This window comes from Methanocella conradii HZ254 (assembly GCF_000251105.1).
GTDB classification, from domain to species: Archaea; Halobacteriota; Methanocellia; order Methanocellales; family Methanocellaceae; genus Methanocella; species Methanocella conradii.
Map to the genome: position 1 here is coordinate 2,159,791 of NC_017034.1, position 20,866 is coordinate 2,180,656.

The following is a 20,866-nucleotide window of genomic DNA, read 5'->3' on the forward strand; positions in this document are numbered from 1 at the left end:
TAACATAGTCGCTATCAGCGATTGCAAATTGTTTTTATGCATAGAAATAATTGCCCCCTTTTCAAGGCCTTATGCTCCTTTACGAGGCCTCGTATACGTCCAGACAACCCATATTAGACAGATTAATAGTATTAAGCCCCACAATAGGGTGCCTCCGCTGATCGGTAGAAGCGGTAGCGGTAGCATCGAGTATTCGAGCGCAACGCCCCAGGAATCCATGCCCAGCGATGACTTTTCCCACACACACGTGCTGCCATAAGTCACGGGCTTTTCGCTAGAGTATGTGACACGACCATTTTTAATGGACGTTTCTACCACCGCCTTTTCAACTGGAATGCTCGACGAGGTGAAAGGGTACTGTAAGGTGCTGAAGAGCAATCCTTTCTCCACTATGTCTGGCGAATCATACTCCAGTATGACAGTCAGCGTTTGTTTCGGCTCTATAGGTACCCATGCACCATATTGTATTATCGTAGAGTTTTCGGTCTCCATCACTTTTACGTCTCTTATCTCTGCACTATCACCCATCTTTGCGCTGACGTTCATCACCTTGAGCGGCTTGACCACGCTCGTGAAGGGTATGGCAACCGGCCCTATCTTTTCCGGGGATTGCTTTTGCAACACTAGCGTGATGACCCCTGGCACTATGGGCTTATCTATCTCGTTCTTTATGACCAGCGTCCTGGTCACATGGGTCGTGTCATCGATGTCCAGGTGTACCCTATCCTCGCTGAAGACTTCGACTACGACCAGCGGCTGGCTTACAGCGTGTGCTAACGGAATTGAAGCCACGTAGATGGCCAAAATTATGGTGAATATTTTTATGGCGTTTTTTAGGTGGCCAATCATATGCCATACCCCTTATTTTAAAAGCCCTATTGTTTGAATATTAATGATAAGAAGGGGGAAAGCCCCCTCTTATCACATGGGGCCTGTGTTAGAGCCTTCTTCTCGCAGTGCCGATCATGCCGACTACTAAGAGAGCGGCTGCGCCAAGGGCTGCCAGGCTTTCAAAGTTGGCGCTTGCCAGGATTGACTCGTTGGTCAGCAATGGCGTGGACTGAAGGCTCATGGACTGTGCCGGGTCGACGCCTACCAGGAAGATGTCCATCAGCGGGTAGCTACCCGAGCCGGTGGCCGTATAGTTTACATATTTTGTGTCATTGGCATTTATCGGCCCCACGTTCCACCAGTATGCGGTGCCTACCACTGGATTGGTCACGCTTGTGGTACCCGTATAAGCGGGGCTAAAGTTACCGGCATTGAAGGCGGCTGGCACGATATCGTATACCAGGACGGTGTCCGGTGACTTCTTTGAGCCTATATTTTTAACTGCTATGTCTATTCTGTAGACCCCGCTACCCTGGTCGGTCACCGTCTTGGTCACTTCGATGTTATAGCCGTTCAAAACCCATATCTTCTTCAGCAATGTCACGCTATTTGTGCCATTTGTAGACGAATATGTCTTTGGCATCTGAGCGTCGTCATCCTTCACGGTGAACGATGGCTTGATAAAGCCAGCAGGCACTCCATTATACACGAAACTGAAAGGAGTGGCAGTCCATACTGCACTTTTTGGCAGGTCATTTGGAAGGTTAGACGACCCTTGAGTAAGCGTCCTCTGGTCAATTATCGTATTCAGGTCGCTGCTGGGCGTTGCCCAGAAAGACACGGAGCTAAGGGTGAACGTCACGTCTTCAGAGTTCGTATTGGTGACTTTTGGCGCGAATTGCCAGCTATTTCCTGATAGCTGCTGCTTGCTTAAGTCGGTAGAAAGCCCTGACGTTATCGCGGTGGGATTTCCATCGATACTAACACCGGCGGTGGTTGGCGAGGTCGTGACCTGGTAGGCAATATCTGAGTCTGCCATGTCGAAGAGCGCCAGATTATCTGTAGTATTGTGCGCCGCTTCATCATTCTCGGTCGCCCGGAAGCTCAGCGTTGGGTTGGATTCGGCTTGAGCCAGCGTTCCGACATTCCAGGTTATTCCCCCATTGACAGTGGCATTACCTTTGCTAGGGTTACAATTGGAGAACACCCAGTCTTTAATGCTGTTATTGTTTAAATCCTTGGGCGTGATTGTGACGACTACGTTGCTAATGTCGGCATTGATTATCGAAGCGTCTTTGTTCAAAGTCACCGTAACGTTAGTGAACCCTCCGACATTGACTTTATTATTATCATAGGTGGCTGTCAAATATAACGGTAAAGTGGCAGAGGATTCCACGGTATAGGTCACATGCATACTTGCGCCATGTGCCAGTCTTGGAATCGTCACAGTAACCTTGCCGTTTCCATTATCGACGACATATGCGCCATCGCTAGAAGTCCAGTTGCTCGTGCTACCCTTATTAAAAGTTATACTAATATTATAAAGGTCAGTGGATGCAAGGTTATTCGTGATAGTGACCACGCCATCGCCGCTCAGCGTACCATTGCTTGTCGAGCCGCCTGTCGGCAAAGTCGGCGCATAGGAATCCCCCCTATTCATACGCTCGGTAATAGAAATACCAAGCGTAGAGGTCTCAGCGCTCGCAGGCATTACGGGCAGGAATGCGACAAATAGCATCCCCACTATTAAAAATTGAAATAGATATCTAGGAACTTTTCTTAGTTGAATTGTAAAGGCCCCCTTAAACCTTTTTATTTTAATTCGATAGCCTCTAAGACTATCGGTCGCTGTATAAGATTTTGTATAACTATTTATAGTTTTTCATCATGGAGAAATAATATAAAATATATGGGTTATTATATAATTTTTATACCGGTTAGAGTAGAAAATATTATCATAGCATGCTAAATTTTTTATTTTTTTTTATTAATTGAGGCAATTTTTGTTCTTGACAAACTTATTGAATAAAATGGCTATTAAAGAAATAATTGTTTATTTTTAGTATGAGCGCGCCACCAGCACGACGCGGCCCGCGGGCTTACCGCAGACGGGGCAGGCGCCTCCGCCCGTCATGCCCTGCGGCTCGCCAAGGAGCTTACCGCCCGTGGCGTTCTCCATCTCCAGGCCGCAGGCCTTCTCGCCACACCAGGCAAGGCGGGCGACGCCGGACTCGATCTGGGACCTCGCCTCATCCAGGGTAGAGCAATCCTTAATCCTCGACCACATGGACTCAGACGCCCGCTTCAGCAATTCAGCCTGGAAATCCATGAGCCTACCGGATATAGCCGATGGCAGGCCATCCATGGGCAACGACTCCTTCACGCCATCCCGACGGACAAGCATTACTGAGTTACTCTTCAAATCCCTCGGCCCTATCTCGATGCGGAAGGGCACGCCCTTCATCTCCCACTTATAGTACTTTGCGCCAGGGCGCTCGCTCGAATCATCCAATACAGTGGCAATTCCCGCCTCATTAAGGATGGCACGGACCTTCTTACATGCGTCCAGAATCTCCGCCCCGCCCGACTTAAACACGATAGGTATGATGACGACCTGCGTAGGCGACGCATTAGGAGGCAAAACCAGGCCCTTATTATCCCCATGGATGCCAATAACGGCGGCAATACACCTCTCAGATATCCCATAACACGTTTGATTAACGTACTGACGCTCACCCTTCGCATCCTCATACATAATCTCAAACGTGCGGGCAAACCTCGTGCCAAGGTGGTGCACCGTCCCAATCTGAAGCGTACGGCCATTAGGCATAAGCGTATCAAAGGCCATAGTATAGTCCGCGCCGGGGAACTTATCCCAGTCAGGGCGCTTACAAATGATAAAGGGGATGGCAAGCTTCGTGAAAAAGTCGCTATAGATGCCAATCGCCTCCTGAACCTGCCTCTCGGCATCCTCCCAGGTGGCATGGGCGGTATGCGCCTCCTTAAAAGAAGTTATCTCCCTCAGCCTTATCAAAGGCCGCGTCTGCTTGGTCTCATACCTGAAAGTATTAACAATCTGATATAGCTTCAAAGGCAGGTCGGCATGCGACCTAATCCACAGCTTATACATGGGATAAATAGCAGTCTCACTCGTGGGCCGAAGAGCCAATGGAATCTCAAGAGGGGTCAAGCCCCCATGAGTCACCCAGTACACCTCGTCCTCGAAGCCCTTGATATGCTCCGACTCCTTTAAAAGCTCCGTCTTAGGGATGAGCATCGGGAAGTAGCACTCCTGATGGTCCACATCCATGAGCGACCTCAAAAGGTTATAAACCTTCTTGCGGATAGAAAAGCCGAACGGGTACCAGACATACAGGCCCTTAACCGGGTAGCGCACGTCCATGACCTGCGCCGTCATCAACACTTCATTATACCACTCGCTGAAATTCTCCTTAGAAGGTAACGACTTCGACTCTTCATCCACGATATCACCCAATATGCCTGTAGGCTAAGATATAGTCTTTAATATTATACTTTGCCATTGTAAGGGATAACTCTAAATAATTCCAGGGCGTTTCTAAAATGGTATCAGTATGGTTATTGGAGTTACGATGATAACGGTCATACCAGGGGAGGAAAAGGCTGCATATAACGAGATAACAAAAGTCCCCGGCGTCCGAGAAGTTTTTCACGTCTTTGGGGAGTATGATTTTATCGCCATAATAGACGTGGGGAGCCTGTCCGAGATCAATAAGGCCGTGGATACGATAAGAGAGAGTGAGATGGTTACCTCCACCAAGACCATAATCGGCGCCGAGCTTTAGCTAGCTTTTCCTTAAAAACCCGTATTTTGGCGAGTATGCCACACCAGTTTCTACCATCTTTTCCACCCATTGGTCGAACTTGAGGCGGTCTATGCCATGAAAGGAGACTTTCGCCCAATATTCCTCTATGGCGACGTCCCCCTTTTCTGATAGCTCCTCGAACGCCTCCCTGAGGATTGCCTGCTGCCCTTTCTTTCTCGTCTGCCGTGCCTCTTCTTCCATCTTTTCGTTAACCCTGCGCTTATCTTCTATGAATCGCCGTTCCTGCAAGCGCTCCCCTATGCGCTCCATTACATCCCTCCCCAGCCTCGGAGCCGCCTCCTCGAACCCAGCCGAGTCTCCAGATAAGCCCGCCACAACTGATGCACGGGCCGCCTGTACCTCCTGGAAATTATCGGAGGAAAAGAAGACTTTTAGCCTTGCAGCCTCCAGCCGCTTATTGCAATTCCTGCACGACACTATCCTGGGGCCAGGCTCTATAATGAAAGGATTCCTGCAATGGGGGCAAACGACGAGGGCAAACCTGGACATATTCATAGAATAGCCCTACGGGTATAAAAAATTTAACGATACCGGTAAAATAAAACTATTCGACCCGGCAACGATTTAAAAAACTTTTTAGACCTTTAAATCACCGAAAACTAAATATGAGAGAATTGCATTATGAGACCACCGTCATTATAAAAATAGTGGCATCGAACCGTAGGGTGGCTGCAGGCCATCCGGCGAATGGGCAAAGCCCGAACGCGCCCTGCGCGTGAGTCAGGCCAAATGGCCTTACGGAGGATACGAAATGAAAGCTTTAAAGAAAACAAACCCAAGGATAACGAAGCTCATTTTCGACCTCAAGGCACAGTCACGGGAGCAAAAGGTCTCCCTCTGGAGGGATATTGCTGAGAGGCTCGAAAAGCCGGCAAGGAACTATGCGGCGGTCAACGTGAGCAAGATCAACCGCCACACGAAAGAGAACGAGGTCGTTTTAGTACCGGGAAAAGTATTGGGCACGGGAAAACTGGACCACCCTGTAACTGTGGCAGCGCTCAACTTCAGCGTCGCCGCTGAGGATATCATAAATACTGCCAATGGCAAGTGCATGACCATCGAGCAGCTCATGCAGGCAAACCCGGCGGGCAAGGGAGTCCGCATCATCAAGTGAGGAGGACGAACCATGGTATTGATTAACGCTCAAGGACTTATCGTCGGCAGGCTGTCCAGCATAGTCGCAAAAAAGCTGCTACAGGGCGAAGAGGTAACTATCATAAACGCGGAGAAGGCCATCCTTTCAGGGTCGAAGGCCAGCACGTTTAGGGAGTACAAGCAGGCTGTGGACCGTGGTACCAGGGAAAAGGGGCCATACTACCCGAAAAGGCCGGACGCCATCATAAGGAGGACGATCCGTGGTATGCTGCCCTACAAGGCGCAGCGCGGGAAGGACGCGATGGCCCGCCTTAGGGTGTACATCGGCACGCCGTCCGATGTCCAGGGCCAGCAGGCAGTGACGCTTGAAAAGGCGAGCGCGGCCCGCCTGAGCTCATACAGGTACATGGAGCTAGGCGAGCTCTCGAAGCAGCTAGGAGCCAAGTTTTAAGGTGAGAGCATGGTCAAGGTCATTACTACAAGCGGAAAGAGGAAGACTGCGATTGCACGCGCCACGGTAAGGAAGGGCACGGGTATCGTCAGGATAAACAAGGTGCCATTAGCTCTCGTCCAGCCGGAAATCATAAGGCTCAAGATCTCAGAGCCCCTCATCCTTGCGGGCAGCGAGATAGCGAGCCAGCTTGACATCGATGTCGATATACGTGGCGGGGGCATCATGGGGCAAGCAGAAGCGGCGAGGTGTGCCATCGCCAGGGGACTAGTCAACTGGACCAATGACATGGCGCTTCGCGACGCCTACCTGAGCCATGATAGGACGCTTCTCGTCAACGACATCAGGGCAAAGGAGCCCAAGCACTATGGCGGGACGGGCGCGAGGGCAAAGTTCCAGAAATCGTACCGTTAAGTATAAATGCTATCATTGGAGGTATATTCAAATACTTCCAATGAGTTAAATTTAAAATTGGAGCACGAAAAATGATACCGGTTAGATGTTTCACCTGCGGGAAGGTCATATCGAACGTGTGGGAAGAATACCGCGCACGGGTAGAGGAGCGTAAGAGGACCCTGCCGAAGGGTGAACAGCTCAGGGTCGGCGACATCCTCGACGACCTGGGCGTAGAGCGATACTGCTGCAGGCGCATGCTGCTATCGCACGTCGAGCTGGTCGACGTCCTGGCACCATACCAGTGATAAGGATATACGGGATCGTGGGGTAGCCTGGTCCATCCTTTCGCGTTCGGGACGCGGAAACCTGAGTTCAAATCTCAGCGATCCCACCATATATCTTTATGAAAAAGCATAGCTTGAGACCACCCAACGGGACGCTTGGGAAAATGAACGCACTTCACCGGATAATGAACATCACATTTCATTTCTCAGTAAATTGCGAGGGGTATTAGCTTGAGCGCTAAACAAGTGAATGTGGCTGATAAGACTATGAGTTATACACGCTATGAGCGTGCGCGTATCGTCGGGGCGAGGGCTCTACAGATATCCATGGGGGCGCCTGTCCTCATCAAGGACGTCAAGAGTGTCGAGCCTATCGAGGTGGCGCTGGCCGAACTGGAGCGCGGCCTCATACCCATCACCGTTAAGAGGACGAATAAATCCTACCGGCGAGAGGCCGAATCTTCCGAATCTTCTGGATGATTTTTCATAATGGGAGGACATGGTTTTGACGATAATCGAGGACATCATCGGGAGGAAAATTTTCGACAGCCGTGGCAACCCGACGATAGAAGTCGAGGTCTACCTGGACGATGGCTTCGGGAGGGCCGCGGCGCCTGCCGGGGCGTCCAAGGGCACCTATGAGGCGGTGGCCATACCGGTCGATGACGCAATAGCTAAGCTTGAGAACGAGGTCGTTGAGCAGCTCATCGGCGAGGACGCGGAAGACCAGGAGCACATAGACATGCTTCTGCACGAGGTCGACGGGACGAGCAATTTTAGCAATATCGGAGGCAACACGTCTGTAGCCGTCTCCATGGCCGTGGCAAAGGCGGCTTCGAACGCGCTTTTCCGCGTTGGCCCGGGAGAGCCGCTGGAGCGCTACCTGTACAGGTATCTCGGCGGCGCGTATCCGCGCATGCCTTATCCGCTGGGCAACGTGCTAGGTGGAGGGGCGCACGCGCCTGGCGCGACCGACATCCAGGAGTTCCTCGTCTCATCTGTCGGCGCAGAGACGATCGATGAGGCGGTGTACGGCAACGCGCTGGTCCATAAGCGGGTAAAAAAGATACTGGCAGACGAAGGCGTCTTTTGCGGAAAGGGCGACGAGGGCGGCTGGGCGCCCCAGGTCAGGGACTCAATGGCCTTTGAGGTGGTCAGCAGGGCCGTCAAGGAGGCATCCGACGAGCTGGGGTTCGAGGTCAGGCTTGGCGTGGACGTGGCGGCTTCCGAGCTATGGGATGAAGAGAAAAAAGCCTACGTCTATAAGGATGCGATGCGTACGGCAGAGGAGCAGGTCGAGTACATCGCGGGCCTGATAGATGAATATGACCTATTTTACGTGGAAGACCCTCTCCATGAGAACGACTTCGATGGGTTTGCCGATCTGACCGAGAAGGCTGGCGATAGATGTATTATATGCGGTGATGACCTTTTCGTCACCAACGTCAAGCGAATAGAGGAGGGCATCGAGAAGTTCGCCGCAAACGCAGCATTGATAAAGCCAAACCAGATAGGCACGGTCACGGACACGTATAACGCCATAGCCCTGGCGAAGCGGTATGGCTATAAGGCCATCATGTCGCACAGGAGCGGCGAGACGACCGACAACACGATAGCACACCTGGCGGTCGCGTTCGGCTGCGAGATGCTGAAGACGGGCGTCGTGGGCGGCGAAAGGATCGCCAAGCTGAACGAGCTCATAAGGATCGGAGAGGACATTGGCAACGACAGGATGACAGAGGATTTATTTTAATCAGTATAGGAGATAGAAAAATGGCAGATAAAGCTGTAGAAAAACCGGAAATAAGAGAGATAAGGGATGAGAGCTACCAGTCATTGATACCGATGGATGAGTACCTTGCTGCGGGAGTGCACATCGGTACGCAGCAAAAGACTGAGGACATGAAGCGCTTCATATACCGCGTCAGGAACGATGGGCTGTACGTCCTGGACGTCCAGAGCACGGATGAGCGCATAAGGGCGGCGGCCAAATTCCTTTCACGCTATGAGCCGTCGAACATTCTGGTCGTGTGCGCAAGGCAGTATGGCCAGCACCCGGCGGAGATGTTCGCCAGGGCAATCGGGGCCAAGGATATCGTGGGAAGGTTCATACCGGGCACCATGACCAACCCGGAGTACATGTTCTTCACCGAGCCGGACGTCGTGGTCGTCACGGACCCCATCGGCGACATCCAGGCCGTCAACGAGGCCATCAAGATTGGCGTGCCCGTCGTGGCCATGTGCGACACGAACAACATGACCACCGACATCGACCTGGTGATACCGACGAACAACAAGGGCAGGAAAGCTCTCGCTCTCGTGTACTGGCTCCTGGCAAGGGAGGTCATACGAGAGCGCGGCGAGCAGGGATTCAACTATACCGTCAACGATTTCGAGTCAGAGATATAAGGATATATTGACATGAGGAATCCTGCGGTCGCGGGCATGTTTTACCCGGGAAGCAAAGAGGCGTTACGCCAACAGATAGCAAGCCTTGCGCCGAGGCAGCCCACGCCAAAGATAGATGCTATGGGCGTCGTGGTGCCGCACGCTGGCTACGCATATTCAGGCGGCGTAGCTGCCAGGGTTTATGCCTCTATAGAGGGCGCGCAAACCTTCATCATTCTTGGGCCGAGGCATGGGTGGGAAGGCTCCGCAATAGCGGTGTCCACCGAGCCGTGGAAGACGCCGCTTGGCGTCGTGGATGTAGCCCATGATTTCATCGAGCTGCTGCCCCCGGGCATCATAGACCGTGATGAGATAGCGCATAGCCGTGAGCACTCCCTGGAGGTTCAAGTCCCTTTCCTTCAATACTTTTTCGAGGGCTTCAGGATAGTGCCGATTGCGATAGGGCTGCAGGACTACGAGACCGTCAGCGAAGTGGCGAACGAGCTGATGATGGCCTTAGAGAAGTATCCGAAGAAGGCGGTGATCGTGGCATCCAGCGATTTCTCCCATTACGAGCCGGTCGAGGCGGCTAAGAGGAAGGATAGCAGGCTTATCGAGCGGATTGAGAAGCTAGACGTGGTGGGCTTTTATGATGAGATAGCAAGATTAAGTGCCACCTGCTGCGGCTACGGCCCTATAGCCGCCATGATGCTATGCTGCAAGCGCATGGGGGCAAAAAGGGCTGAGCTTCTAGCCTATGCCACGAGTGGCGACGTTACCGGCGACCGTGAAGTTGTTGGATATGCCGGGCTGGTAGTGACCGGGTAGTACCATGACGATCTGTTCGGCTCCTGGCAAGGTCTTCTTATTTGGCGAGCACGCGGTCGTCTACGGTAAGCGGGCCATCGCATGCGCCATAGACCTCCGTACGGAGGTCGAGGTCAACCGGGGCGGCAATGGCATACACATCCATTCCGCTTTCAAGGACGACCCGGATAAAAACCCCTATATTAAGATGGCTATAAAAAAAGTGCAGCAATACGTTGATATAAAAAATTTGAGCGTAAAGGTCTCTTCCACCATACCCATCGCGTCCGGCCTGGGGTCGTCGGCGGCGGTCACCGTCGCCACAATTGGGGCGCTTAACGAGGAGTTTCAGGTGGGCCTTAGAAAGGAAGAGATAGCCCTCATGGCATACCAGACAGAGCTTGAGGTTCAGGGGGCGGCGAGCCCGACGGACACGTTCGTCTCGACCATGGGGGGCACTGTCATCGTGCCCGACAGGAAAGTGCTGCCGCCCATAAGCTGCGGCATCGTGGTCGGGCACACGGGAATCTCGAAATCAACCGCCAGGATGGTCGCCAGGGTGAGGGCGCTAAAGGAAAAATATCCCGACGTAATAGGCGGCATCATGGATTCCATAGGCTGCATCTCTGTCAGGGGCGAGGATTTAATAAAAAAGAATGATTATCGTTCGATAGGCGAGCTCATGAACGTCAACCAGGGGCTTCTTGACGCTTTAGGCATCACTATCCCGGAGCTATCCTTACAGATCCACGCCGCACGACAGCACGGCGCGTATGGCGCCAAGGTCACCGGCGCCGGAGGAGGAGGATGCATGGTGGCCATCTGTGACGAGAAGAAATGTAAAGAGATCGCCACGGCAATTGGCCGCTCATATGGGGATAGTTTTATAACTCGCTCGACGTCCGAGGGGTTGATCATCAAATGACGATAATACTCAAGATTGGCGGCAGCGTGCTGACGGACAAGAATAAAGTATCGGCGGCGAAGCCAGAGGCCATCGCGCGCGTCGCGAGGGAGGTGAGCGAGGCGCTTAGCCCGCGGCTGGTTTTGGTCCATGGGGCGGGCTCCTTCGGGCACCACCAGGCGAAGGAATACCGGCTGAAAGATGGGCTTAACGACTGGAGCATAAAAGGCATACTGCCGACGCACAACGCAGTTAAATCTTTAAACGCGATGGTCGTGGACGCCCTGCAGATGAGCGGCGTGGACGCGCTGCCGGTGCACCCGCTTTCTAATTGTATTCTCAACAATGGAAGGATAGAGCACATGTGCATGGAGGCCATAACGAGGATGCTGCGCGCGGAAATCGTCCCGGTGCTTCATGGCGACGTAGTCATGGACACGGCAAAAGGCGTGGGCATCCTATCTGGCGACCAGCTCGTGGCTTACCTCGCCAGGGCTCTTAAAGCAGACAGGGTGGGCATCGGCACCAACGTGGATGGAGTCTTAAGGAATGGCAGCGTAATAAGGGAGCTCAAGCCAGCAAACATAAGGGAAGTTGAAAGCATCCTATCTGGCTCAGTAGGAGTAGACGTTACGGGGGGCATGTACGGTAAAATAGCAGAGCTGATGGCGTTGGCCGGGGAGGGCATACCCTCGGTCGTATTCAATGCGGAAAAGCCGGGCAACATCGTGAAATTCTTGAGGGATGACCTGGCTGAAGGCACACTCATAAGCGGAGACTGAAGTATGGTGACCTCGAAGAGAAAGATGGAGCACCTGGACATCTGTACCAGGGAAAACGTGGAATCGAAGGGCAGCGGGTTCGAAGACATCGAATTCATACACCGGTGCCTTCCTGAAATAAATAAGTCCGAGATTTCAACCAGCACCACTTTCTTAGGCCACAGGTTCAACGCTCCGCTGATGATAGCTTCAATGACCGGCGGCCATCCATGCACGATGGAAGTGAACGCGAACCTGGCGATGGCGGCCGAGGAGCTGGGGCTGGGCATGGGCGTGGGCAGCCAGAGGGCGGCGCTCGAGGACCCAAAGCTGGAGGACACTTACCGGATAGTGCGGGATAAGGCGCCCCACGCGTTCATATACGGCAACATTGGCGCGCCCCAGCTATCCGAGTATACCATAGAGGACATCGAGCGTGCGGTAAGCATGATCGACGCCGATGCCATGGCGATTCACCTGAACTTCCTTCAGGAGGCGATACAGCCCGAAGGAGAGGTAGATGCCAGGGGCATCATAGACAGGATTGCGGCAATCGCAGAAGGCCTGTCAGTGCCGGTTATCGTGAAAGAGAGCGGCGCGGGCATCTGCCATGGCGACGCCTATATGCTGAAAAAGGCCGGCGTAGCGGCCCTTGACGTGGGCGGCAGAGGCGGCACGAGCTGGGCGGGCGTGGAGGTCTTCAGGGCACGCATGGAGCAGGACAGCATTAGCGAGCACCTGGGGATAAAGTTCTGGGATTGGGGCATCCCTACCGCCGTGAGCATCGTCGAGGCTGACATCGGGCTTCCTTTGATAGCGACGGGCGGCATAAGGGATGGCGTCATGGTGGCGAAAGCGCTGGCATTGGGCGCGTCCATGAGCAGCGTGGCGCTGCCGCTCGTGTCTGCCGCAAGGATAAGCTCCGAGAAAGTGAAGAGAACGCTTGAATTGTACATAGAGGAGCTAAAGGCCGTGATGTTCCTTACCGGCTCCAGGACGCCGGAGGAGATCAGGCGTGCCCCGATTATAATCTCGGGGAAAACGAGGGACGCGCTGGAGGCGAGAGGGTTTAACTGGAAGGCCTTCGCCCAGCGCTAGAGGTAAAGGCCTTTTTAGGCCAATAAAAAGGTGCTAATCAATGAGAGATGTTGGAATAATAGCGGTCGGCGGCTACGAGGAAGTAGGCCGGAACATGACCGCCATACGTGTTGGTAAAGAGATAGTCATCATGGATATGGGCATACGGCTGGACCGGATCCAGATCCATGAGGAGACAGAGATAGAGAAGCTGCATTCGCTGGACCTTATAAAGATGGGAGCGATACCTGACGATAAGGTCCTGAATAACGTGGACGCAAACGTCGTGGGCATAGTCTGCACCCATGGCCACCTTGACCATATCGGCGCGGTGCCAAAGCTGGCGCACAGGTATAAGTGTCCGATAATATCGACGCCGTTCACCACGGAGCTTATAAGGCAGGAGATCGAGTCAGAGAGGAAGTTCGAGGTGGCCAACAAGCTGATACCGCTGGACTGCGGGAAGATCCACGATCTCTCGAGGAACCTATCTGTCGAGCTTATCAGGGTGCAGCATAGCATAGTGGACTGCGCCTTCGCGGCGCTGCATACGCCGCATGGCATCATACTTTATGCGTGTGACTTCAAGATAGACCGGACGCCCACGTTAGGCGATGTTCCCGACTTCAAGAGGCTCAAGCAGCTCGGCAAGGAGGGGGTGCTGGCCATGATCACCGAGAGCACAAACGTGGACCGCTCGGGCAAGACGCCCTCCGAGCAGATAGCCAGGGATATGGTCTGGGATGCCCTGCTGGGCACCGAGGAGACCGAGAGCGGCGTGCTCGTGACGACCTTCTCATCGCATATCGCCAGGCTGAAATCCATAATCGAGGCGGCCGAGAAAATGGACCGCACGCCTGTGCTTCTTGGCAGCAGCATGGAGAGGTACTACGGTACGGCCATTAAGATGGGCTATGTGGAAAAGCCCGATAACTTACAGATATTCGGCTATCGCCGCTCCATCGAGAAGGCGGTGAAGCAGATAATGAAAGAGGGCAAGGATAAGTACCTCCCCATCGTGACGGGCCACCAGGGAGAGCCTGACGCCATCCTGGGAAGGATAGCGAGCGGAGAGCTGGACTTCAAGCTGGAGAATGGCGACAAGGTGATATTCTCGGCGAACGTCATACCTAACATGCTCAACCAGGCGAACCGTTATGCCTGCGAGACCAAGCTGAGGATGAGGGGCGCCCGTATCTATGATAACGTGCACGTTTCCGGGCACGCATACAAGGAGGACCACTGGGAGCTTTTAAGGATGGTCAAGCCAGAGCACGTCATACCTGCCCACGGCAACATGCACATGCACACCGCCTATATCGACATGGCCGAGGACACGGGCTATGAGTTCGGGCAGACTGCGCACATCCTGCGAAATGGACAGGAGCTTACCCTTTAAGGGTAGTCATCATGTTGTATGGAGCATCATTACATGGATACCCGGGAAATAGAGCTTATCGCCAGAAAGCTGGCGCTTCAGAACGCCTACAAGTATGGTAAAGCCCCCCAGGCAGGGGCGGTCATGGGTAAGCTAATGGGCACGCATCCTGAATTGAAGGCACAGGCAAAGGAATTAATGCCTATCATCCAGAAAGCCCTGGCAGAGATCGGACAGATGACAAATGATGAGGTAAAGTCAGAGCTAGAATCCATCGCTCCGGAGCTCATCGAGGAGCTTCACGTTAAAAAAGAAACAAGGAGGGGGCTGCCAGAACTGGATATTTCGAATGTAAAGCCAGGGCAGAAGGTCACCTTGAGGATCGCCCCGAACCCGAATGGGCCTCCATCGCTGGGCAACGCCCGCGGCATAATCGTCAACTACGAGTACGCCCGGATGTACGATGGCGTCTTCATTATGCGGTTCGACGACACGGACCCGTCCATTAAAAAACCCATGCTAGAGGCCTACCAGTGGTACGTGGACCAGGCGAAGTGGCTGGGCTGCCCGCCTGATAAGGTGGTCATCGCATCCGATAGGCTTCCGCTTTACTACGAGTACGCTGAGAAGCTCATCGAGATGGGCAAGGCTTACGTTTGCTTCTGCGATCACGATACCTTCAAGGAGCTTAAGGATAAGGGCGAGCCGTGCCCGCACCGGGACGCTCTCCCTGAGGAGAACATGAAGAACTGGCGGGCCATGCTTAACGGGGATTTCGAGGAGAAGGTTGTGCTCCGGATAAAGACGGATATAAGGCATAAGGACCCAGCCTTACGAGACTGGGTGGCTTTCCGCATAGTTAGGGAGGAGCACCCGCGCGTGGGCAAAAAATACCTGGTGTGGCCCATGCTAGACTTTGAGTCTGCTATGGAAGACCACTTTTTGGGCGTCACCCACATAATCCGCGGTAAGGACCTCATGAAGACCGCCGATAAGCAGCGCTATGTATATAAGTATTTAGGGTGGGAGTACCCGAAGGTTTACCACTGGGGGAGGGTGAGGCTGCTCGGCTTCGGCAAGTTTTCCACAAGCGTCATGAAGAAAGGCATAGAGGCCGGGGAATACACCGGCTGGGATGACCCGAGGCTGCCCACGGTGGCTGCCCTCAAGAGGAGGGGGTTCGAGCCAGAGGCGATCAGGAATGTCATGGTGAACATGGGCGTGACGGAGACCGATATCGAGTTTAGCATGGAGACGCTCTACGCCGAGAACAGGAAGATAGTAGACGCTAAGGCGAACCGCTATTTCTTCGTGAATGACCCTGTTGCCTTGAGGGTTAAGGGTGCCCCGCAAACGACTGCGAAGGCTCCGCTGCACCCGCTCGACCATGCCCGCGGCTTCAGGGAAATACATGTCGATGAGAACCCAGAAGTGCTGGTTACCCTGGCCGATAAGAACGCTTTCAGGGTGGGCGACATCATACGCCTTAAGGATTTATATAATGTAAGGCTTACCTCAATGGAGCCATTCGAGGCAGAGTATGTCGGCAATGACCTTTCTGTTTTGAAGCAGGGCGCCAGGATAATACACTGGGCGCCGGTAGATGGCCTGCCCGTCAGAGTCCTGGGCCCGGATAGGGAGTACCATGGCGTAGCTGAGCGTGGGGTGCATAACGAGCTTAACAACGTCGTCCAGTTTGAGAGGTTCGCGTTTTGTAGGATAGACTCTATCAATAGAGTCGTGGTCGCCTATTATACGCACCCTTAAATCCCATTTATCGGCCAAATTTCGCTATGCGTTTTTATATTTACACGGATTTATGGTAACTGAGTGATGGCCGGTATGATGGGAAAGCATGAAGATGGGGGCTTGCAGGAGCAGCTCAATAAGGCGAGTGAAATCGTGAACATGGTGCTGGAAATCGGCATGAGCGGGGCACGGGCCCGGCATGCTGAAGAGCAGCTCTATGATGTCCTGCAGACGTTGAGAGGCAATTTAAATGCGGATTTTATTACGATTTTGCTTAGAGAGGATAAAAACCTGGCCGCCATAATGGGCTTTGGCGAGGGGTGGGAGACGGCGGAGGGTTTTATAGAGCCCATAGGCCAGGGGTTCGCGGGCAAGATCGCGGAGACAAAGGAGCACCTGTACGTGCATGACGCCCGGGTGGACCCCATCGTTATAAGCCCATATATTAAGAGCGCCGGCATCCGCTCAATGCTGGGCGTGCCCCTGCTTTATGGCGGCGAGCCCGTCGGCGTCCTCCAGCTTGGCTGGAAGGGCACGCATCCATTCAGCGAGATGGAGCTTAAGATATTAAACGTGGCCGCAGAGAGGTGCGCTTCTGCCATAGTCATCTCGCGAATGTGCGAGATTAATGATGACTTGAATGCCCAGGCTTGCATGTATCTGGATATAATCGAGCACGACCTTAAGAATTTAAATAAGGTCATGCATGAGGACCTGGATAGCGTGCTGTCGATACCCGACCTGGACAGGGACGTGAAGGATACCATTGAAGGCGTGAAGCGGGACCTGAGGGAGAGCGAGACTATTGTCGATAACGTGAGGGTCCTATATCACACGCTGAACGAGGACCTACCCATCGAGACGATGGACCTGGACTCGCTCATCCAGGATGCCATAAAAGAAGTGGAGTGGCCTGAGACGAAGAACGTGGGCATTCATTACGCTCCGGAGATGGGCCGCGTTGTGAATGGTACGATATTGCTGAAAGACGTTTTTTATACGCTGGTTAATAACGCGATAATGTGTTCTCGTGGCGATGCGGTAATTGATATTAGTGTGGGTAAGGTGCACGTTGACAGGCAGCCCTTTTATATCGTGTCGGTCATTGATGATTCGCAGGCCATTCCTGATGACGTGAAGGAGGAGCTTTTCGATTTTCATTTTGGCGTTAGTCAGGCGCATGGGAAGGCTTTGCCTTTGTTTCTCGTTAAGCTGATAGTCGATAGGATGGGGGGCTCTATAATGGTGGAGAACAGGGTTCCTGGTGACTATAGGAGGGGTAGCGTTTTTAGGGTTGTGTTGCCTGCCATTGAGGCTGCTGTGATTCCTGAGGTTGAGCCTGTCTATCGCTAGGTTTTATCTTTTTCTTTTTCTGGTTATTATGGCGATGGTTGTTATCCCTGCTATTGTTAGTAGTGCTGTGTAGCCTGGTGCTTGTGTTTTTTGTGTAGTTGGCACTGGTGTTGGGGTTTCACTGGAGCTTATTTTTTCTTTTGTTGTGGCGTTTGGCGTCTGTGTTGGCGCTTGTGTGGGCGTAGTTGTTGGATAGGTTGTTTGGGCGCTTGTTGTGGTGGGTTTTATAGGTTGTTGTGTCGGTGATCGCGTGGGCACGGGTGTTGGGGCGGGAGTGGAGGTTGGAGTTGGCTCTGGCGTTGGGGTGGGAGTGGGAGCAGGGGTTGGGGTAGGTGAAGGCGTAGGCGTTACTGTACTATTAGGAGATGGGGTGGGCGTTGGTGTAGGCGTAGGAGTGGGTGTGGGAGTAGGAGTAGGGGTGGGAGACGGTGCAGGCAAATCAATGTTCAGGTTAATCTGCTTCGAGCCCATGGATGTGACAAACCTGCCAGATGAGGCAGATGAGCCATTATACGAAGCGACCACTTCCGTCTCGATACCCGTGCTAAGCGTGAGAATAAAATAGCCATTCGGAAATGTGGAGGTTTGCTGGCCTCCTCCAGTTACTGAGACGCCGCCAGTCGGCACGCCATCCACGGTAATCGTTCCCGTTATTACGCAAACGCCTATCGCCTGGGACATGGCTGCAGGAGCTATATGGCTAAAAGCAGCCATAAGCGCTACTAATAATATCATGCCCTTTTCGACGACTTTCGCCATCATCTACGTGCTCCGCCTCTCACATACGCCAATGGGTATGGCCAAGAATATTTGTCAAACAATATATTAATAAATATATATTTATTAAATTATGGCTTTTTTGCTAGAGAGTAAAAGCCAAAATAATTGTGGAATCAGCGAAATCAGGGCAAATCACCGATAAATGCCCACCATACGCCAAACATTCAGATAACAAAAAAACAAACAAAACATTATAACAAATTTTTATATAATACGTACACCTACCTTAAATAAAGGTTTTTTCATGGCAAAAGGAGACTCAAAAAGAACAGGCCAAAAAAACACTTCACATGGAAATGAGGACGTTTCTGGCATATTTAAAGCCGCCCAATCACATATGATTGAAGGCAGCATTGACGAGGCGATAGCCGATTTCGAGGAAATACTTAAAAAAGATATAAAATACGAGCCCGCATATCTGGGCCTGGGATTGGCGTATCTCGCCAAAGGCGACCTCAACGCATCGCTGAAAAAGTTTAACGAAGCGCTGGCGATAGACCCGCACTCCATAGAATCCCGATTATCATTGGCGCTGACATACCTTTACATGCAAAAATACGCGGATGCAAAGCGTGAATTTAAAGAGGTCTTAAAAATTGAGCCTGACAACTTTTATTCGCGCCTATACCTTGGGGACATATACGCTTCGGAAGATGAATATGAGAATGCAAAAAGCGAATACAGGGAGGCTTTACGCATAGAGCCTGACAGCTGGGAAGCCCATTTTAAGATGGGGTCTACCCATGTGCTCTCCATGGAGTTCGAGGATGCAGCCAAAGAGCTAAGGGAGGCCATAAGGCTAAAGCCAGATGAGGCGCTGGTCCACAGCACCATGGGAAATACGCTGTCCCTCATCGGGGAACTGGATGAGGCGATAAAGGAGTGTGAAGAGGCCGTAAGGCTGGACCCGTGCGATGCGGAATATCACCATAGCCTTGGCATCATCTTAATGGAAAAAGGCGAGACGAATAGGGCACTGGCGGAATTAGAGGAGGCCATCAAGCTTGACCCGCGTGATATTGACGCTTATTTTATATCCGCGAGCATTCACTTTGAAAAGGAGGAGAACGGAGAAGCCATAGGCCTGCTACAAGAGGCCGTAAAAATCAGCCCTGATAGCCCTGATGCCCACCATAACCTCGCCATTGGCTATCTTCAGGTCGGCTCGATAGGGGACGCGATAAAAGAGTTTATCGAAGCCCTCAACCTAAACCCGGACGACATTGATACGCGATACGACCTCGCAAAGCTATACATTGAGCTGGGCCTTTATAGCCTCGCCAGGACTGAGCTGGAAGAGATACTCGAGGCCGCCCCTGGCGAAACGCTGGCAGAGAGTATGCTGGGCATCGTCGATACTCTGGAAGGGATCGAGAAGGGTACGGCTAAGCTTGCATCGGTGAATCGGCCAAAAAAGAAAGCTAAAGCCATGAAGATAAAAAAGAAGCCGAAAGTTAAGGATGGAAAGAGGGGCAATAAGGCTAAGAAGAAGTGATCCGCCTAACGTTATGCGGCATGAATTCACAATTCACACTTAATATGAAATATAGATAAATTATTAGTATCATCCCATGCATATTATACCTTCAAATAGGGGGCGGTTGCTCCCCGAATGGAGGTATATCATATTTATAACAAACGTCTAGCTTGCTTGATATTCTGCATGGTTTTGGTATTGGCGGCAGGCCTATCGGGCTGCACAAGCCCAACGGCATCGCCAACGACAACCCCGGCGAACCAGCAGATAACGATAATTGACTCGACGGGCAAGGTCATCACGCTGCCCAGGGCTGCGGAAAGGATAATAGTCACGAACTCGGACTGCGCAGAAGTCCTCATAGCGCTAGGGGCTAAAGACAAGATAGTGGGCATAACGAACACGGTCGCGAACACGCCCCTCATGGCCGCCAACCTGGGCAACGTCACCAGCGTAGGGGTATGGGACAACCCGAGCATCGAGGACATAATAGCCCTCACGCCAGACGTGGTCATCTCATATGCAAGCTGGAAGCCAAAGAACCTCAAACAGTTCCAGGCGGCAAACATAACGCTCGTGGCTCTAGACTGCTACAAGATGGACAACCTTACCTCGGACATAAGGACCATGGGCGTACTCGTGGGCGAGGAAAAGAACGCCTCGGCGTATGCGGGCTTCATAGAGAACTATATGAACATCGTGAAGGATAGGACCGCTAATCTAACCGAAAGCGAGAAGCCGACCGTCTACTGGGAGCAGAACAGGACGAAGATAACGTCGGCCGGCATGGGCTCGGGAGGCGACACCCTTATAAGGATGGCGGGCGGCAATAACATAGCGGGCAACGAGACGCAACAGTACCCGGAGGTCAGCGCCGAGTGGATAGTCCGGAGCAACCCACAGGTCATAGTGAGAAACGTGGGCTACGTAAAGTCAGAGGACTACATGAAGGGCGTCATCGCAATGGTGGAAAACAGGACAGGCATGTCACAGGTTAGGGCCGTCAAGGACGGCAGGGTATACGTCATGTCCACCACCGTGGCTTTCGGCCCGAAGGGATTCATGGGTTTATTATATATGGCTAAAATATTACACCCCGACCGGTTCGCTGACGTGGACCCGCAAAAAGCGCTCGACGCCTATGCGGAAAAGTTCGTGCCAGGGGCTAACAAGGACATCTATATATATCCCATACCTTAGAGAAGGCATGTGCCACACCATGCCTTCTCTTATATGGAAAACTCTTTTTAGCATCCTAATGTATATTTA

22 protein-coding genes and 1 tRNA gene are annotated in these 20,866 nt (G+C 52.5%); 19 read left to right on the plus strand and 4 right to left on the minus strand.

Annotated elements, in window-relative coordinates:
* Positions 1 to 69 precede the first annotated feature (69 nt).
* From MTC_RS11335 to proS, 3 genes are all read right to left on the minus strand, one after another.
* Complete coding sequence (locus tag MTC_RS11335) at positions 70 to 849, minus strand: hypothetical protein (RefSeq protein WP_014406836.1); 780 nt, start codon at positions 847 to 849, stop codon at positions 70 to 72.
* A gap of 88 nt (positions 850 to 937) precedes the next feature.
* Positions 938 to 2,569, minus strand: a complete 1,632-nt coding sequence (locus tag MTC_RS11340) for a hypothetical protein (RefSeq protein ID WP_014406837.1) — start codon at positions 2,567 to 2,569, stop codon at positions 938 to 940.
* A gap of 321 nt (positions 2,570 to 2,890) precedes the next feature.
* Positions 2,891 to 4,315, minus strand: a complete 1,425-nt coding sequence (proS, locus tag MTC_RS11345; protein ID WP_081476842.1) for a proline--tRNA ligase — start codon at positions 4,313 to 4,315, stop codon at positions 2,891 to 2,893.
* Between the two features lie 109 nt (positions 4,316 to 4,424).
* On the opposite strand from proS, the gene MTC_RS11350 reads away from it, so the two are divergent.
* The gene (locus MTC_RS11350; protein WP_014406839.1) at positions 4,425 to 4,655 is read left to right on the plus strand and encodes an Lrp/AsnC family transcriptional regulator; all 231 of its coding nucleotides are present in this window, start codon (positions 4,425 to 4,427) and stop codon (positions 4,653 to 4,655) included.
* Here MTC_RS11350 and MTC_RS11355 read toward each other — a convergent pair whose 3' ends face one another.
* Complete coding sequence (locus tag MTC_RS11355; RefSeq protein WP_048189674.1) at positions 4,656 to 5,186, minus strand: DUF5817 domain-containing protein; 531 nt, start codon at positions 5,184 to 5,186, stop codon at positions 4,656 to 4,658.
* Positions 5,187 to 5,448: 262 nt separating this feature from the next.
* On the opposite strand from MTC_RS11355, the gene MTC_RS11360 reads away from it, so the two are divergent.
* The 18 genes from MTC_RS11360 (at position 5,449) to MTC_RS11440 (ending at position 20,797) form a co-directional block, all read left to right on the plus strand.
* Positions 5,449 to 5,811, plus strand: coding sequence for a 50S ribosomal protein L18e (locus tag MTC_RS11360; RefSeq protein WP_014406841.1), 363 nt, complete (start codon positions 5,449 to 5,451; stop codon positions 5,809 to 5,811).
* Positions 5,812 to 5,823: 12 nt separating this feature from the next.
* The gene (locus MTC_RS11365; protein ID WP_014406842.1) at positions 5,824 to 6,243 is read left to right on the plus strand and encodes a 50S ribosomal protein L13; all 420 of its coding nucleotides are present in this window, start codon (positions 5,824 to 5,826) and stop codon (positions 6,241 to 6,243) included.
* Between the two features lie 9 nt (positions 6,244 to 6,252).
* Positions 6,253 to 6,657 carry a 30S ribosomal protein S9 gene (locus MTC_RS11370; RefSeq protein WP_014406843.1) on the plus strand — a complete coding sequence of 135 codons (405 nt, stop codon included), beginning with the start codon at positions 6,253 to 6,255 and terminating at the stop codon, positions 6,655 to 6,657.
* A gap of 71 nt (positions 6,658 to 6,728) precedes the next feature.
* Complete coding sequence (locus tag MTC_RS11375) at positions 6,729 to 6,944, plus strand: DNA-directed RNA polymerase subunit N (protein ID WP_014406844.1); 216 nt, start codon at positions 6,729 to 6,731, stop codon at positions 6,942 to 6,944.
* Positions 6,945 to 6,955: 11 nt separating this feature from the next.
* Positions 6,956 to 7,033: transfer RNA gene (locus tag MTC_RS11380), tRNA-Pro, on the plus strand.
* Positions 7,034 to 7,190: 157 nt separating this feature from the next.
* Positions 7,191 to 7,403, plus strand: a complete 213-nt coding sequence (locus MTC_RS11385; protein ID WP_048189675.1) for a DNA-directed RNA polymerase subunit K — start codon at positions 7,191 to 7,193, stop codon at positions 7,401 to 7,403.
* A gap of 25 nt (positions 7,404 to 7,428) precedes the next feature.
* Positions 7,429 to 8,676: a phosphopyruvate hydratase gene (gene eno, locus MTC_RS11390; RefSeq protein WP_014406846.1), complete on the plus strand. Its 1,248-nt coding sequence runs from the start codon at positions 7,429 to 7,431 to the stop codon at positions 8,674 to 8,676.
* Positions 8,677 to 8,696: 20 nt separating this feature from the next.
* Positions 8,697 to 9,332 carry a 30S ribosomal protein S2 gene (gene rpsB, locus MTC_RS11395; protein ID WP_014406847.1) on the plus strand — a complete coding sequence of 212 codons (636 nt, stop codon included), beginning with the start codon at positions 8,697 to 8,699 and terminating at the stop codon, positions 9,330 to 9,332.
* Positions 9,333 to 9,344: 12 nt separating this feature from the next.
* The gene (locus tag MTC_RS11400) at positions 9,345 to 10,139 is read left to right on the plus strand and encodes an MEMO1 family protein (RefSeq protein ID WP_014406848.1); all 795 of its coding nucleotides are present in this window, start codon (positions 9,345 to 9,347) and stop codon (positions 10,137 to 10,139) included.
* Positions 10,140 to 10,143: 4 nt separating this feature from the next.
* On the plus strand, positions 10,144 to 11,043 hold the full coding sequence (locus tag MTC_RS11405; protein WP_014406849.1) for a mevalonate kinase: 900 nt from the start codon (positions 10,144 to 10,146) through the stop codon (positions 11,041 to 11,043).
* Positions 11,040 to 11,804, plus strand: coding sequence for an isopentenyl phosphate kinase (locus tag MTC_RS11410; RefSeq protein ID WP_014406850.1), 765 nt, complete (start codon positions 11,040 to 11,042; stop codon positions 11,802 to 11,804). Before MTC_RS11405 ends, MTC_RS11410 begins: the two co-directional genes overlap by 4 nt.
* Positions 11,805 to 11,807: 3 nt before the next feature.
* Entirely contained in the window at positions 11,808 to 12,881 is a 1,074-nt protein-coding gene (fni, locus tag MTC_RS11415) for a type 2 isopentenyl-diphosphate Delta-isomerase (RefSeq protein ID WP_014406851.1), read from the plus strand.
* Positions 12,882 to 12,921: 40 nt separating this feature from the next.
* Positions 12,922 to 14,259, plus strand: coding sequence for an RNase J family beta-CASP ribonuclease (locus MTC_RS11420; RefSeq protein WP_014406852.1), 1,338 nt, complete (start codon positions 12,922 to 12,924; stop codon positions 14,257 to 14,259).
* Between the two features lie 33 nt (positions 14,260 to 14,292).
* Positions 14,293 to 16,005, plus strand: coding sequence for a glutamate--tRNA ligase (locus MTC_RS11425; protein ID WP_014406853.1), 1,713 nt, complete (start codon positions 14,293 to 14,295; stop codon positions 16,003 to 16,005).
* A gap of 75 nt (positions 16,006 to 16,080) precedes the next feature.
* A complete protein-coding gene (locus MTC_RS11430) occupies positions 16,081 to 17,340 on the plus strand; it encodes a GAF domain-containing sensor histidine kinase (RefSeq protein ID WP_014406854.1) in 1,260 nt (419 codons plus the stop codon).
* Positions 17,341 to 17,590: 250 nt separating this feature from the next.
* Positions 17,591 to 17,905, plus strand: coding sequence for a hypothetical protein (locus MTC_RS13410; protein ID WP_158308522.1), 315 nt, complete (start codon positions 17,591 to 17,593; stop codon positions 17,903 to 17,905).
* A gap of 459 nt (positions 17,906 to 18,364) precedes the next feature.
* Positions 18,365 to 19,615 carry a tetratricopeptide repeat protein gene (locus tag MTC_RS11435; RefSeq protein ID WP_014406856.1) on the plus strand — a complete coding sequence of 417 codons (1,251 nt, stop codon included), beginning with the start codon at positions 18,365 to 18,367 and terminating at the stop codon, positions 19,613 to 19,615.
* A gap of 168 nt (positions 19,616 to 19,783) precedes the next feature.
* Positions 19,784 to 20,797 carry an ABC transporter substrate-binding protein gene (locus MTC_RS11440; protein ID WP_014406857.1) on the plus strand — a complete coding sequence of 338 codons (1,014 nt, stop codon included), beginning with the start codon at positions 19,784 to 19,786 and terminating at the stop codon, positions 20,795 to 20,797.
* Positions 20,798 to 20,866 lie beyond the last annotated feature (69 nt).

Excerpts from the sequence above, each read along its gene's own strand:
- MTC_RS11365 (WP_014406842.1), top strand. The coding sequence starts at position 5,824 with ATGGTATTGATTAACGCTCAAGGACTTATCGTCGGCAGGCTGTCCAGC.
- MTC_RS11400 (WP_014406848.1), top strand. The coding sequence starts at position 9,345 with ATGAGGAATCCTGCGGTCGCGGGCATGTTTTACCCGGGAAGCAAAGAG.
- MTC_RS11420 (WP_014406852.1), top strand. The coding sequence starts at position 12,922 with ATGAGAGATGTTGGAATAATAGCGGTCGGCGGCTACGAGGAAGTAGGC.
- MTC_RS11405 (WP_014406849.1), top strand. The coding sequence starts at position 10,144 with ATGACGATCTGTTCGGCTCCTGGCAAGGTCTTCTTATTTGGCGAGCAC.
- MTC_RS11435 (WP_014406856.1), top strand. The coding sequence starts at position 18,365 with ATGGCAAAAGGAGACTCAAAAAGAACAGGCCAAAAAAACACTTCACAT.
- MTC_RS11410 (WP_014406850.1), top strand. The coding sequence starts at position 11,040 with ATGACGATAATACTCAAGATTGGCGGCAGCGTGCTGACGGACAAGAAT.
- MTC_RS11335 (WP_014406836.1), bottom strand. The coding sequence starts at position 849 with ATGATTGGCCACCTAAAAAACGCCATAAAAATATTCACCATAATTTTG.
- MTC_RS11385 (WP_048189675.1), top strand. The coding sequence starts at position 7,191 with ATGAGTTATACACGCTATGAGCGTGCGCGTATCGTCGGGGCGAGGGCT.
- fni (WP_014406851.1), top strand. The coding sequence starts at position 11,808 with ATGGTGACCTCGAAGAGAAAGATGGAGCACCTGGACATCTGTACCAGG.
- MTC_RS11375 (WP_014406844.1), top strand. The coding sequence starts at position 6,729 with ATGATACCGGTTAGATGTTTCACCTGCGGGAAGGTCATATCGAACGTG.
- MTC_RS11350 (WP_014406839.1), top strand. The coding sequence starts at position 4,425 with ATGGTTATTGGAGTTACGATGATAACGGTCATACCAGGGGAGGAAAAG.
- MTC_RS11430 (WP_014406854.1), top strand. The coding sequence starts at position 16,081 with ATGATGGGAAAGCATGAAGATGGGGGCTTGCAGGAGCAGCTCAATAAG.
- rpsB (WP_014406847.1), top strand. The coding sequence starts at position 8,697 with ATGGCAGATAAAGCTGTAGAAAAACCGGAAATAAGAGAGATAAGGGAT.
- MTC_RS11355 (WP_048189674.1), bottom strand. The coding sequence starts at position 5,186 with ATGTCCAGGTTTGCCCTCGTCGTTTGCCCCCATTGCAGGAATCCTTTC.
- MTC_RS11340 (WP_014406837.1), bottom strand. The coding sequence starts at position 2,569 with ATGCTATTTGTCGCATTCCTGCCCGTAATGCCTGCGAGCGCTGAGACC.
- MTC_RS11360 (WP_014406841.1), top strand. The coding sequence starts at position 5,449 with ATGAAAGCTTTAAAGAAAACAAACCCAAGGATAACGAAGCTCATTTTC.
- MTC_RS11425 (WP_014406853.1), top strand. The coding sequence starts at position 14,293 with ATGGATACCCGGGAAATAGAGCTTATCGCCAGAAAGCTGGCGCTTCAG.
- MTC_RS11370 (WP_014406843.1), top strand. The coding sequence starts at position 6,253 with ATGGTCAAGGTCATTACTACAAGCGGAAAGAGGAAGACTGCGATTGCA.
- MTC_RS11440 (WP_014406857.1), top strand. The coding sequence starts at position 19,784 with ATGGTTTTGGTATTGGCGGCAGGCCTATCGGGCTGCACAAGCCCAACG.